Origin of the sequence: Brunnivagina elsteri CCALA 953, from assembly GCF_002289455.1 — a bacterium.
Lineage (GTDB): Bacteria > Cyanobacteriota > Cyanobacteriia > Cyanobacteriales > Nostocaceae > Brunnivagina > Brunnivagina elsteri.
On record NZ_NTFS01000180.1, the window covers coordinates 1 to 12,984 of the forward strand.

Here is a 12,984-nt window from a genome sequence, read left to right on the forward strand (position 1 = left end):
GTAAAAAATCTGGGAAGCGATCGCTAATCCTAATTGAGCAGGTTTGCGCGTCTGATTTCCAAAAGGCAACCATGCTTTAACTATTTGTTCTTTGGGAAAATCTCCACCTTCACCATCAAAAGAATTAACCTGGGGTGAGTAATACAAACCAAGAAGATTGCTTGGTTCCTCACCAGTGGCAATTTCTTGTGAGTCCAAAAATAACCCTTTCAAGCTAGCTATTTGGGCTTTGTGGAGAACAGTTTCAGCATCCAGTTGATAAAATAACTCAACACCACTAGCATCCTTACCAGCCAATAAGCGAGTATCTGCACCTAACTTATATTCTGTCTGCGATTTAGCCAATTCAAAGATCAAATAAACATGGTCTGGTTCAGCAATGCGATCGCGTAATTGAAGCACATGACGGTAGAAAAAGTCAAGATGCCTCTGGGTCATGCGATTCAGGTCATCTCTGGCTGGTTGCATTACCTCCCAAAAGGCAAAATATAAAGATAAGTGCGGCGGATGATCCTGTCGTTTCTCTAAACTGTCACGGAGATATTTGGGAGCCAGTTGGATAATCTGACGGTAATTTTGAAACAGTGTCTGAAATACAACGTCTAATTCTGCTCGTGCTTCCAGCACTGTACCCTTTAAAAGTATCTGAGCAGCCTCTAAATCGAAGCTAATTTGGAGATCAAATACCTGAGCAAAATCCTCATAGAACTTTGTTGACGATTCCTGAGCAACTAGCTCAAAGGACTGCATCCGCTTAAGAGTTTCCCTCAAATTAGTCTGCACCAATCCTCTAATCATAGACTTGAGGGGAGTATAATCTTCTAAATTCTCATACCACTTTTGAATACGCAGCAAAACGTCACGCCAGCCAGACAATATCGGCTTCAGAGTCTTATTATCTCGATTTTTGAGGAAATTATCCAAATTCGTCCTATACTCGTCCTTGACCCTTTCCGCACGGGTCTTACTAATTAAGGCGATCTGCACAGATGTACTGTTAGTAAAAAATTCCTGCCAATTACCATCTTTTATATTGTCATCTTTGTAATAACTAACTCGTTCGCTCAGTTTGTGAGCAAAAATCAAAAAATCAGCCAAATCTCCCTCGTCAATTTTCACGAAATCAGGTGACAGAGATGGAAGTTGTCGCTGACCCTGGCTCACACCATCGCGGATTAATGGATTTTTTGGTGGTTCACGGCGTATATTCATGGATTTATCAACTTACAAACGTCAAGCAAGACAGAAATTTTTGGGAAAACCTTTGCGTTTCTCTGCGTCAACCTCTGCGCTCCTTTGCGTTTCCCAATAAAATTAAGCATTGGCAATGCTCCCTACTTGCAGATTAACTGGGACTTCACCCGTACTAGCAGCCGGAAGCAGGATACCAGTACTTTCTTCCAGGTAGAAGGGATAGACCAAATTAAACCGAGAATTTGTATTAATAATTGTGTAATCGATGGTGAGATTTACACGACCCTGTAATTGCTCATCCAGACTTAAGTCTAAGCCGTTGAGCAGGATACGAGGTTCATGATAAAGAATAGAAGTACGTAGTTGTTCTTTAATACTACTAGTTATGGTGGGGCTAAGGGGTTCAAAGAGAAAATTTTGCAGATTGCAACCATAGGTTGGCTGCATCACCCGTTCTCCCAAACTGGTAGATAGGAGAATTTGCAAGCTCTCACAGATATCGTCCTCCGCACTCACTAGCTGCACAGTTCGAGAGGCTTTATTAAATGTGGGTGGAAATCCCCAACCTGTTCCTAAAAAGGCTTTGTCATTGTTTTCCATTTCAACCTCCGATCAACACATTGAATGCTCCCAAAACAATCGAGCCTCCGTGAGCTGTGGTATCCCCCATCCGCGCAGCAGGTTTACCACCAATCAGCACAGTTGTGGAACCCAGGATGATGCTATCTGGTGGTCCAGTACAGGTGCAGGTATCACCGACTACAGCAGCTGGCATCCCCGCAATCAAGACAGTGGGGATTCCGGGGCTGAGTATTGGTCCTCCCACATGTGGGACAACGCCAGTTACCATTGGACAGACATGCATATCAGTGAGACGAGCGGCTGGTTTTACCATTTTTGATCCTTTAATTATTTTTTAATTATTTTTTTTAATTAATCTGTACTAACGAGCCTTTCAACACTGCGATCGCACTAGTGGATACTTCGGCTCCAGCACTACCTTCGGCTTTAAATTGAGCATTAGCTTTGATTTTCACGTTTAACCCTTCAATACTGGTATCCTGTGTGGCTTTGAGTGTGAGTTTACCTGTTGCCTCCAGGGTAATATCTTTGGGACTTTTGATGGTGATACCACTATCATTCATAGTCATAGTATTACCATTTTGGTCTTTCAAGGTAATCCCTTTATCCTCATCGGAGATGATAATTTTGTTACCTCCGGGTGTTTCTAGGGTGATGATTTTCTTGTCATCATCAAAGCTCACCTTCATTTGCGATCGCGTAAAAAAGCCCTTATGGTTGTTTTCGTCGGCAGCTTTTAGAGGTGCTGGTTTGGTGCTGCTATGCAACATTCCCAAGACAATCGGGTCGCGGGGATCATCGTTGAGGAACCCTAGGATTACCTCGTCGCCAATTTCCGGACGAAAGAAGGAACCACGATTATTTCCCGCATCTAAAGTTGCAATCCGTGACCAAATCCCCTGGCTTTGCATGTCAATTGTCGGGGTTTTAACTAAAATGCGGTCTTCTCCGTTGGGGTCATCCTGCAACTGCACCACCACCCCAATTTGCAAGCCGTTCACACCGGGAAGTAATCCTGATGCTGGTCGTTCGACAATATCTGTCACTTGATAAAACCACTGAGGACTTACACCAAGTTGCATATATGTATACCATGCACCACCAACCATCTCATGACGCACACCAGAGACGTAGGCTAATCCATTAAAACGTCTACTTAGCCCTTTGAGTTCAATCAATGTATCAAGCTTTGCATCGGGGTAGCCAACACTCTTGATATTGCCCTGAATCTTGGCTAACCGACTTTTCAATAGTTGGGCATCAGCCCAGGCTTTGAGTTCTGCTTCTTCCACCTGACCACTATGGCGTAATTCCCAGGCTTGAGGCGCGATCGCATTTGCTAATACCTTACCTGATAAATTACCCTGCTTATTCACCGTGGGTTCAGTTGCCTCAACTTCCAGCAATGTCTGATCGGTATAGTTCCAAGCTTGTGCTGTGACTGCTTGATATTGGGTTCTTGCATCCATTTCGGCGGCAAATTCCAGCAAGTTAATGCCATAGGTGAAGGTGACTAAGGGGCTACCACTGGTACTAGGAGCTTTTACCTTCAGCTTCCCATCCTCCGCCAAAACAATCAACCCATTTATTTCCGCCCGCGAGAGAATAAAGTCCCAATCGGTTGCATAGTATTGGACAATTTCCGGATGCTCACCTTTCGTGCTTTCTACATCCGAACTGATACCACTATAGCTGCCGATAATTTGTGCGATCGCATCGCTGTCTTTGACTTTAGTAAAATACCGACTGTGACGACCGACGCTTAATTTTGTGGCAACATCTTTACAATCGAGGATGAGCATGGAGTCCCCATTCCCAGCAACTTTGATTGCATGTTTAACAATTAGCCCCTTAAACATCCTCTTGTCCTTACCATCGTAACCAATGGCAATTTCCACCTCCTTACCCGGAATCAGGTCATCTCCCTCACTCGCTTCAAAGGTTTCTTCAGCAGCACCACCATCCCGCAGGACAATTTTTGCTGTAGGAATCCGGTTAACTTCTCGGTTAACCGTCAAAGACAGCACAGCATATTTATCCGTGATATCTTTACCCTCAGAAAGTAACTTGAAGGTGGCGACATTGTAGAGCGAATTTTCCGGAATAATTAGATCGCTCATATTTCCGTTTTTTCCAGTGGTGGGAATCTCAAATCGGTGTTGGTTTTTAAACGGCGGAAATTCACCAAACCGTTAACTTTGGCAACCTGTAGATAATAGGACGGATCGTCATAAATGCGATAGGTCATCAAAGGCAAAGTGTCACCTGCTGTCACCTTGCGCTGGTGAGTTAAATCGGGAGATTTTTTATTTTCTTCCCGCAATCTTAATGTCTGTTCGACATAGCTAGTAAAAGTCGCACTCAGCTTGGCTCGCAGAGGCTTACCATCGGAGGCAAACAGGGTGTAATTAACCTGGAGATTAGTGAGAAGACAATCAAAGCCATTTTTACCATCGTAACCAAAAGAAAAGTTCCCCCACAACAGGCGCAGAAAATTCGGCTTGTGGGTTTCCGGGTTCATTGTGTAAGTCAGCCGGAAAAATTTCTGTAGTTGTCCCGCTACATCCCGGTGGAATTTCCCAGAATTTTGCTTCTCAGGGACTACCCCAGTCCCATCCAAGGTAAAATCCAGCTTCAGTTCTTGCGGTCGAGTAAATTTATATTCCGGATTGTTGTGCTGAGAACCCTGAGCTTGGCTGCGGTTGTATTCGATTTGAAACTGTTGGGAAAACTGCTCTGGATTAATAGGTAGATTAAAATCCCCGATCTTTTTTTGATAGCGATCGTCCTCATAGACTTCAAGCTTAACTTTAGCAAGTTCCCCTGTTTTGACAGAATTAACCATAGGTTAGCGCTCCGATTGTTCCTTGAGAATAGCTAGTACCTGTTCTACGCAGGCAGCAATGATATCACTTTGGTTATTGATATTAGTACCACTTTCTGATTTTCCTTGATTTGTGTTTTGTCCCTGCTCTCCATCATTGATGGAGGCTCTAATCACCAATTCTCTGATTTCCAATGGCATAATAGACATCTCCTGATATATGTATAAGTGTCCGGTCGCCTAACACATCTTGACCTTTGAATTGTTGGTTTACGCAAACGACTTATGGACTTCCAATTAAAAAAATACCCCCAATTTGTCACAAGGCAGAAACTTGTGTTGGGTTACACTTCGCTAACACCCAACCGACAAATAACTACTTCAGTGGCTCAAAATAGCTGTAATTCAACTCCAGAGATTCAATAGCAATAGAATTTTGTTCAGCATTAAATTCCGAAACTGACCACTTTTTGGGCCAAGCATTAATTACTTTCCAAGTAACTAGTGGTTGGCTACTTGCAGCAGAATTGTTGACAGAAGATACCTGAGCATGTAAAAGCCTCACCAACAAATTCATCGGGCGGATATCAAAGTTAAGAATGGCATCCATACACCAGTCCACCATCTTGGAATCTTTAACTAAGCCCCTCTTAAGTACCAGTGGGCTATATTTAGTCCGCACTGGCAAGGTATGCTCAAAGCGGTTTTCTCCTCCCTCCTTTAGCGTTTCCGTCTGCATATCTACATTCAAACCCGTAACACTTTGAAAGCGAGTTTCTACGCTTTGATTGTTTAGACTTTCACCTTGAAAAATAACGTCAAAAAAGAAACTGACCGGGGGATAAGTATATTCCATAGCTCACTTGATACTTTCGTGACTTACGCAACTGGCACAGAGTGTAGCGTGTGTGACACTTCGAGTAATTTTGTACGTAACAATAGGACTTTTGGTGTCACACACCAACAAAGCATTGTGACAATCGTGACGCGAAGGTAAGTCCTAACTTTAAAAGGAAGGATTAGCCATTTTGAATTGTCAATCCTTCGTGGACAATCTCAATAGTTTCGATGGCAACTTCATTCCCATCACTTTTGAGGTCAGTGGAAGTTGCCTTAGTTGGCCAAGCCCGATTCACCTTCCAAACCACCACAGGTTCATGCTTTTCATTCAACAGACTAATGGTTAAATCCCGGCGCTCAATTGTGTTCAGAGCTACAGTGTTCCACCAAGTGTAAAATTCGTTGTCCCCCTTGACAGTTCCCCGTTTCATCGTGATAGGACCAAACTTTTGCATCCCCGGCATCTGTAGCTTGCTATACTGAGGCATATTTCCTTCACGGTATTCAATTGGCTGGGTTTCCACATTTAGTCCAGAAACTTCGGTAAATCCAATGCGTTTACCACCCCACTCTACTTGGAAATGAAACTTCGGTAATGGATAGTTGATGTCAGCCATGATTAGTTAATTAATTAGTAGGTAAATAATTGCGTTGCTTGCTTCGCGCGATCGCGTATTGCGAATTGTCTTGATCAGCTTTCCTGCATCTTATGGGAGAATTTCAGGATAATAAATTCAGCAGGACGCACCACAGCCATACCAATTTCAATAATCATGCGACCTTCGAGGATATCAAGTGCAGTCATAGTTATATTTAGCCCCACATTGACATAGAAAGCTTGCTCTGGCTTGGCTCCAGCTAATGCACCAGCCCGCCATTGCAGGGTCAGGAAATTTTCGATCATCGCCTTGACTTTCACCCAGGTGTTGGCATCGTTAGGTTCAAAGACAAAGCCTTCGGTGGCTTTCTTAATAGATTCTTCTGCCATGTTGAAGAATCTTCGCACTGGCACATACCGCCATTCGTTAGAATTACCATCTAGGGTACGGGAACCCCAAATTAAGGTACCTTTGCCAGTAAAGGCACGAATCGCGTTAATGGATTTACCTGTAGTGTGGACGTTGAGGTCTTCCTGCTCGGCATTGGTGATTTTGATGGTAGGTTGGATAACTGAACTTAAGCTGACATTGGCTGGTGCTTTCCAAACACCACGACTGTTATCAACTGCCGCATAAACTCCCACTACAATTGGTGCGGCAGGAAGAACAACAGGAAGGCGATCGATGGCGCTTTGGATGAGCGGGTAAAACTGACCATTTTTAGCAGGTTTTTTCTTGGGATCAAGTGTATCCAGCTTGACGGAAGCACTTTCACCTGGCAGTGTGACATCAACATCCTGATCGTTGTAGATATAGTTAAAAATAGTCTCCAAGCGAGGTCCATAAGCTGCACCATACTTAAGATTGTTTATACCAATACCATTGCTTCTAAAGGCATCACTTGCATCGGTCAAGGATGTATTGCTGGGATCGAGAAGCACATCCATCACGACAAAGCGATCTTGAAGTTTGTTACATTGCGCCAATGCTGCATCATAAATCGCCCCATAGTCTGCGTAAGACAAATTATCTAAAATCAGGCTTAAACTCTCTGGAAATACAATTAGCGTCACCTCATCTTCTTTTTCAACTGCATCTAGTCCTAATTTCAAGTCTGCTTGCAAGATAGTACCTGCTGTTGTCGCCTGACCGACGGATACTATGTAGCAAGAACCACCACCATTGGTAAAGTAGGCTTGCAGCGCATAATACATGTTGTGAGGCGAAGGTTTAGCAATTGAGGCATTTACATCCGTATTCGTCACCGTCACTGAAATGCTAGTTTCTGGTAAAGCTGTACCAAAAAATAGTTCGTATTCTAGTAGTGATGTAATCCTCACTGCTACAGGCACTTTTGCGGCATCTGCTGCGGCTTTTGCTACTTGTGCTGCGTTTGCGGCATCTGCTGCTGCTTTCTTCAAGTTTTCATCATCTGGTGCGGCATCGGCTGCTGTTTTTGCTACTTGTGCTGCTTTTGCGGCATCATCTGCTGTTTTTGTTTTATCTGCCGAGACTTTGTGGTAATCGATCCCTCTAACTTCAGCCTTTTGGGTATAGCCAATAAAAGCAGGAATAGCGGTGGCAACTTCCGCAATCGAAGGTGGAAATTTGGAGATTTCCTCAATATAAACGCCTGGGGTTTTGTAGGTACTTGGCATATTTGTGTGTTTAGGAATTAGGTAATTAGTTACAAGTGGACATCAGAAAAAATAGCGATCGCTTCTTTCTCTGTTTCCGGATCGATTTGCCTTTCTGGTTTGATCAGCATTACCCCTGGTGCTGGCAGTCTCTGATCTTTCCCGTCAGTGAATAAGCGCTTGGGTTGTCTCAGTAAACCCTGGGGTCGTTTGCTAAAATAAGTTTTGTCATCTTTTAATTCAAAATCAGGTAATTTGTCTTTGGTGAAGCCGTGGGGCTTTTCATAGCGATAACGCCAATGGGTAGCTCGGTTTTTAAACCGAATCACGTAGGTTTTTGGTTGAATTAAGGTTTTTCCATCCTGAAATTTCAACAGGGAGAAAGCTGGTGCTACTAGGTTCTGATTGAGAACAATTTCTACCAAAGCAAATGCATTATGGGCGATCGCTTGTTCGTAGAGAATAAACTTGTCAACTTGGATATTATTTAGGCATAGTTGGTAGCAGCCAGGGATTTGGTTTTGGAAATTGAGGCTAACAGCGATCGCATTACCGGAAATATGCTTATTTGCTGCTACTACCTCCAAGGCAAAGGTTTCTTGCTCATTTGCATCTACTAAAGTGAAGCGAAAGCGATCGCCAGGATTAGCTTCAGGGATGGTATACATTCTGGAAGCTTCCTGTTGAGGCAAGCTGTCTAGCTCTGATACATACTGACTACTAGGCAAAATATCCCAATCATTGGCATCAGGAACTATAGTGACATTCGTGCGATCGCGCAATGCTTCTAGAGTTTGATTATTGTGAGTCACCAATTGTCCCAAGTGATAGTTGGTGTTACTCGCATAAACTGGCAGGGGTTGAGTCAAGAATAAAGCATGACCTTGATTACCCGATTGGTTTGAGAAATAATAAATCTGATGGCGAGGTGCTGTGAGGGGTAAATTGGTGAAATTAGCAAAATAGCGATCGCGCACTACCAGCCAAAATGTCAGTCGGTAAGGACGGTCTACTGGTATCTGAGTGGGAAAATTAGTCTTGGAATCGTCAGGTTTCACTTCCTCTACAGAAGCAAAAATACTGCCTCCATGAGGTTGGAGACGGAAGATCCAACGCAGATTTTTTAGCACTTGTTGGCAATTTGTAGTCGGCACAAGCGCTAGCATTTCCGAGATTTCATAATTGGCTAACGGCAAGCTGGGTGGATTTTGTTGACCTAGGAAATAGTCATGCCAAAGTTCCAAATTCAGGATTTGTTTGTAAAAAATCTTCATTGCCAAATACTGAGTTCACTCGTTTACATTCATTTCACTAATTACAGACCCTTCTCCCTGGAGTTTTTGAGCTTCTAAGGCTACCAAACTAGCACGATACAATACGAAGGGAACTTGTTTACCTCCCAGGGTTCCCCAGAGATGGTTTAGTTGGTCAAATGTCAGAGAGTATAGTTCCAATATGACCCGTACATCCTTGGAAATACCGCCATTCCCAGGGGTCACGAACGATGAAATTTCCTTTTGCGACTGGAAAAATTCAATTACTCGTGACAGAAGTTGGATAGCGGTTTCATGTTGATTGTGCAGAACTGAAAAGAGAATAAACAGGTTCAGGTAAACCGGGGGATTTTGGTAGACTGTGCGACCATTTTCCAAGCGATAGTTAGAACCATTCTTGAGGATAGTTTCCTCCTGAAGATTAACTAGACTCATTACCACATGTCCATTTAGTTGATTATTAGAACCACCGAGTTCTTGGGCGGTAGCTATGTTATCGATCAGGACAACCTGAGCAAGTTCAAGTTGCGGCTCAACTTCCAGAATATAGCGCTGCAAAGCAAGCTGTATCAACCTCATTGCATCAATTATCATGCTTAAGTCGGTGAATAAATTAGCCGGATGCTTGGGTGCTTGATCTGTTTTCAAAAGTAGTCGCTCAAATTCAGCTATTTTATCTGAACTTTGCTGTATCAGTAAAAACAATAAAACTTTTTGCTATTTGTTTTGTTGAATGTAATAAATATTTTTATTCTATGTATTTTCACTCCATAGGTAATGTTCCCAAAACTCATAGAGGGCAGAAAAAGGCTGTTTATGGATGAGCATAGCAGAAACTTGATCGCTTGAACTCCTGAAATTCAACTTTGTTACCCCCTACATAATCTTTCCAGATTTGCTGAATTCCCGCTTAATAGCATTGAGTATATCTTCTTGATAAATAACTGTATCGCGATACTGCAATGCTTGCAAGCAGCAGTATTGAACTACATTCATAATATCGGAACCAGTCAGATCATAGCTCGCGGAAAGCTGAGTTAAGTCTATGTCCTCAGCCAGCTTCACCTGGACTGGGAAAGCCATTTGCCAAAGTTGCAACCGTTCTTTGGGGCTGGGGATCGGGAATTGAATCAGTGATTGAAATCTACGGAGGAAAGCATCGTCAATGTTGCTCTTAAAGTTGGATGAGAGAATTACCAAACCATCGTAGTTTTCTACTCGTTGCAATAAGTAGCTGACCTCCTGATTGGCGTATTTATCATGGGCATCACGGACATTGGTGCGCTTGCCAAACAAAGCATCAGCCTCATCGAAAAACAGAATCCAATCCTTACTTTCTGCCCGTGCGAAAAGATTAGCAAGATTTTTTTCCGTCTCACCGATAAATTTTGATACCACCATCGACAAGTCTACTTTGTAAACATCTTTACCAGTGTATTTGCCCAAAAGGCTAGCTGTGAGGGTTTTCCCTGTGCCAGGGGGACCATAGAAGAGAGCGCGATATCCTAGTTTTAGTTTCTTTTTCATACCCCAATCATGGAGAATGGTTGGACCATGAGTAATCCATCCTTCCAAGTCACGGATTTGTTGTAAAGTCTGGGCATTCAGAACTATATCCTCCCACTCCATCCCAGTGGTGATAAGCTGGGCAGGAAAATTCATACTGAAATGGGGATGGGAAAAATGTCCTTGAGTAAGCAGCTCGATGTAATCCTGAGTCATGACTAGTTTACCGCTCATCAGGGGTTCACCTTCTGCTGGTGCTTCTAGGTAAAGTACGCGATCGCGGGCAAAGGGATGTTCCTGGCTGAAAACTTCCTGAAGACGTAGGCGCTCGCTCAACTGACCACCGCTAGTAATAAATAGCACCGTTTCACCAGTTGGTAGAAAACCCCGATAAGACTTACCACGCCAACCACCAATTTGGGGATAGTCACCAGGTTGGGGTAACTGAGACACGATCAGGCGCTCAAAAAAATCAGGTTGTAGGTGGGGGGCTAGGGCAATTAGTAGAGTTAGCTGGGCAGCACTATCCAATTGATACTTGTGAATAAAGCAGGTTAGAAGGCTGTCTGCGTTCAACCATTCATCCGGAGGATTGGGCATTGCAACCCTTGGGTGTCGATTATCGCTGAAGTACGAGTTCATGCGCCACTGAACGACCTCAGCTAGGTAGTTGAGCGCTGTTTCTAGGCTGTAGATATTTGGCAAACCCATGATAAATTTATATGCAGTGTTATATATGCTGTTTCCGAGGTTAAGCGATCGCGCTCCAACAACGACTTGAGTATTAGTTTTTAACTAAATGTATCAATTTTCGTGATGATTGGAGATTACATAATAAATTAGATTTGTGCTGGGATGGCGGCTGCCACTCTCGCAGGGAGTATCGCAAACAGATTTCAGCCGCAAAAACCCGCCAAAAGTCTCCCCAGTCAAACGTATCAATCTTAAGTAAATGAAGTGAAAGGCAACACTTAACGGATCGTTCCTCCCATTTACCCTCTTAATTGAGCGTAATAGAATCAAACCTAAGAGATCGACTAAAAATTTATGCAAGAAACTTTAGTTCAGCAAAGTCCAGAATCCTCTCATAGTCTCCCAGTCCTCTACAAAAAGGATAACTCTCAGTCGGCAGATTATAATCCGATTCAAGGGGCTATACAACTATGGGCTACTCTCTCAGACAAAAATACCGCAGTTGTCTATCAACAAGCATCTAGTAAAACTTGGCAGATTTTCAAACAAGCGATCGCCGTTGTCTTGTTTCTATTTGCTTTACTTATTGCCTTAATTATCTGGGTATTGGGTATTGCTTTTCAAAGCGGACAGTATTTTCGGAATTGGCTTGAGATTAAACAACCTAATCTTGATGAGATTGTGTCCACATTATTCAAATACCTTTTGTTGCCCCTGGAACGTGCATACCAATTGTCAGCCTCTTTCATTAAAGAATATTTGGGATGGGAAATCAAATTTGACCCTCTCAGAGGAAAGTCACCTGCAACGAAGCTGGAAGAGACTAATGCTTTTGCTACAGTATCATCAGAAAGTTCATCTACCAAGGATGTATGAATTCCAGGAGTCGCGTAACACGCAACTTGAGTTAGTGTTTTTATTTAGAGAACTCCACAGAAAGAAATGCTCTTCGGTCATTCTGTAGCTTGCTACTTACAGAAGCCGCTTGCGCGTCTACCCGCAGGGTGGAACGTACGCGCCTACGCGTTGCCGCAGGCTAGAATCTCGCGTAGATGCTACCCTACCCTTCGGGAACCCTCTACCCTACGGGAACGCCAAAGGCGAACGAGGGAACGGGAAGTCTTTCGCCTACGTTCCTCAGCATGACAACACAGGATCATTCATTTTGTGGCTTACTCTTACTCGTGCCAGAGAGTATTTTTGTAATATGTATGCTACATTCTGAAGTGCGGAATGTGGGTTAAATCAACAAAAGAGCGATGGGCAAAGCCCGGTCTACGACCATCGCATGACTAAAAAGTATTAAAGTATTTTACAGAATATTTTGCAGTTGCGTGAATAATCTTCATTGGTACAAGTAAACTAATAATTGCACCTTCATTTTTCGCGTAATGGCGAACAAAGTCAGAAAAATTATCCATATCGACATGGATGCTTTTTACGCATCGGTAGAGCAAAGGGACAATCCAGAATATCGAGGTAAACCGTTAGCAGTTGGTAGTTCACCAAGTCAACGCGGAGTGGTAGCAGCTGCAAGTTATGAGGGCGATCGCACTTGGTCTGATATCCGCGACATCTCTGCATACCGGAAAAAGAGTGCAGTTACAGCACAAATACCAACACCTCCACAAACTATTGTGCAAGCCACAGGTTGGCGACGTAATGCAGAGGGGAAAATTGAATTAATTGCCGATAAATCTCCTGTTATCCAGCAACAATTAACCTGTGCTGCTGTCCCTAAAAGTTAAACCTCGTCTACGTTGAAAACCGTAGTTTTTCTTCATCTTCTTCAAGATGATTTTTTACCCACAAGCGATCGCTAATTTCAAACGGAT

13 protein-coding genes and 2 pseudogenes are annotated in these 12,984 nt (G+C 43.2%); 3 read left to right on the top strand and 12 right to left on the bottom strand.

Going from position 1 to position 12,984, the window contains the following annotated elements:
- The 12 genes from CK510_RS16205 to CK510_RS16260 all read right to left on the bottom strand — a co-directional run.
- On the bottom strand, positions 1-1,212 hold a 1,212-nt coding region (locus tag CK510_RS16205), incomplete at its 3' end, for a baseplate J/gp47 family protein (RefSeq protein WP_510788925.1).
- 102 nt (positions 1,213-1,314) lie between these two features.
- Positions 1,315-1,794, bottom strand: coding sequence for a gp25 family contractile injection system sheath assembly initiator (locus tag CK510_RS16210; RefSeq protein ID WP_095722689.1), 480 nt, complete (start codon positions 1,792-1,794; stop codon positions 1,315-1,317).
- A gap of 1 nt (position 1,795) precedes the next feature.
- A complete protein-coding gene (locus tag CK510_RS16215; protein ID WP_095722690.1) occupies positions 1,796-2,089 on the bottom strand; it encodes a PAAR domain-containing contractile injection system baseplate protein in 294 nt (97 codons plus the stop codon).
- 34 nt (positions 2,090-2,123) lie between these two features.
- Positions 2,124-3,896: a type VI secretion system tip protein VgrG gene (gene vgrG / locus CK510_RS16220; RefSeq protein ID WP_095722691.1), complete on the bottom strand. Its 1,773-nt coding sequence runs from the start codon at positions 3,894-3,896 to the stop codon at positions 2,124-2,126.
- Positions 3,893-4,621: a CIS tube protein gene (locus CK510_RS16225; protein WP_095722692.1), complete on the bottom strand. Its 729-nt coding sequence runs from the start codon at positions 4,619-4,621 to the stop codon at positions 3,893-3,895. The genes vgrG and CK510_RS16225 overlap by 4 nt, the downstream gene beginning before the upstream one ends.
- A 3-nt stretch (positions 4,622-4,624) precedes the next feature.
- Positions 4,625-4,801, bottom strand: a complete 177-nt coding sequence (locus CK510_RS16230) for a DUF5908 family protein (RefSeq protein ID WP_245912177.1) — start codon at positions 4,799-4,801, stop codon at positions 4,625-4,627.
- Positions 4,802-4,976: 175 nt separating this feature from the next.
- Complete coding sequence (locus CK510_RS16235) at positions 4,977-5,456, bottom strand: contractile injection system inner tube protein (RefSeq protein WP_095722694.1); 480 nt, start codon at positions 5,454-5,456, stop codon at positions 4,977-4,979.
- Between the two features lie 163 nt (positions 5,457-5,619).
- Positions 5,620-6,057 carry a phage tail protein gene (locus CK510_RS16240; RefSeq protein WP_211293208.1) on the bottom strand — a complete coding sequence of 146 codons (438 nt, stop codon included), beginning with the start codon at positions 6,055-6,057 and terminating at the stop codon, positions 5,620-5,622.
- A gap of 74 nt (positions 6,058-6,131) precedes the next feature.
- Positions 6,132-7,697 carry a contractile injection system sheath protein gene (locus CK510_RS16245; protein ID WP_095722695.1) on the bottom strand — a complete coding sequence of 522 codons (1,566 nt, stop codon included), beginning with the start codon at positions 7,695-7,697 and terminating at the stop codon, positions 6,132-6,134.
- Between the two features lie 29 nt (positions 7,698-7,726).
- Positions 7,727-8,950, bottom strand: coding sequence for a hypothetical protein (locus tag CK510_RS16250; protein ID WP_095722696.1), 1,224 nt, complete (start codon positions 8,948-8,950; stop codon positions 7,727-7,729).
- A 15-nt stretch (positions 8,951-8,965) separates the two neighbouring features.
- Positions 8,966-9,598 (bottom strand): contractile injection system cap protein, encoded by a 633-nt coding sequence (locus CK510_RS16255; RefSeq protein WP_245912178.1) that lies wholly within the window; start codon positions 9,596-9,598, stop codon positions 8,966-8,968.
- Between the two features lie 228 nt (positions 9,599-9,826).
- A complete protein-coding gene (locus CK510_RS16260) occupies positions 9,827-11,167 on the bottom strand; it encodes an ATP-binding protein (protein ID WP_095722697.1) in 1,341 nt (446 codons plus the stop codon).
- Positions 11,168-11,503: 336 nt separating this feature from the next.
- On the opposite strand from CK510_RS16260, the gene CK510_RS16265 reads away from it, so the two are divergent.
- From CK510_RS16265 to CK510_RS34400, 3 genes and pseudogenes are all read left to right on the top strand, one after another.
- On the top strand, positions 11,504-12,025 hold the full coding sequence (locus CK510_RS16265) for a hypothetical protein (RefSeq protein ID WP_095722698.1): 522 nt from the start codon (positions 11,504-11,506) through the stop codon (positions 12,023-12,025).
- A gap of 551 nt (positions 12,026-12,576) precedes the next feature.
- Positions 12,577-12,681 (top strand): annotated as a pseudogene (locus CK510_RS34395) (Y-family DNA polymerase); the annotation flags it as partial.
- A gap of 15 nt (positions 12,682-12,696) precedes the next feature.
- Positions 12,697-12,897, top strand: a pseudogene (locus CK510_RS34400) (hypothetical protein); the annotation flags it as partial.
- Positions 12,898-12,984: the final 87 nt, after the last annotated feature.

Coding starts and splice junctions, on each gene's coding strand:
- CK510_RS16210 (WP_095722689.1), bottom strand. CDS start 1,794: ATGGAAAACAATGACAAAGCCTTTTTAGGAACAGGTTGGGGATTTCCA.
- CK510_RS16215 (WP_095722690.1), bottom strand. CDS start 2,089: ATGGTAAAACCAGCCGCTCGTCTCACTGATATGCATGTCTGTCCAATG.
- vgrG (WP_095722691.1), bottom strand. CDS start 3,896: ATGAGCGATCTAATTATTCCGGAAAATTCGCTCTACAATGTCGCCACC.
- CK510_RS16225 (WP_095722692.1), bottom strand. CDS start 4,621: ATGGTTAATTCTGTCAAAACAGGGGAACTTGCTAAAGTTAAGCTTGAA.
- CK510_RS16230 (WP_245912177.1), bottom strand. CDS start 4,801: ATGCCATTGGAAATCAGAGAATTGGTGATTAGAGCCTCCATCAATGAT.
- CK510_RS16235 (WP_095722694.1), bottom strand. CDS start 5,456: ATGGAATATACTTATCCCCCGGTCAGTTTCTTTTTTGACGTTATTTTT.
- CK510_RS16240 (WP_211293208.1), bottom strand. CDS start 6,057: ATGGCTGACATCAACTATCCATTACCGAAGTTTCATTTCCAAGTAGAG.
- CK510_RS16245 (WP_095722695.1), bottom strand. CDS start 7,697: ATGCCAAGTACCTACAAAACCCCAGGCGTTTATATTGAGGAAATCTCC.
- CK510_RS16250 (WP_095722696.1), bottom strand. CDS start 8,950: ATGAAGATTTTTTACAAACAAATCCTGAATTTGGAACTTTGGCATGAC.
- CK510_RS16260 (WP_095722697.1), bottom strand. CDS start 11,167: ATGGGTTTGCCAAATATCTACAGCCTAGAAACAGCGCTCAACTACCTA.
- CK510_RS16265 (WP_095722698.1), top strand. CDS start 11,504: ATGCAAGAAACTTTAGTTCAGCAAAGTCCAGAATCCTCTCATAGTCTC.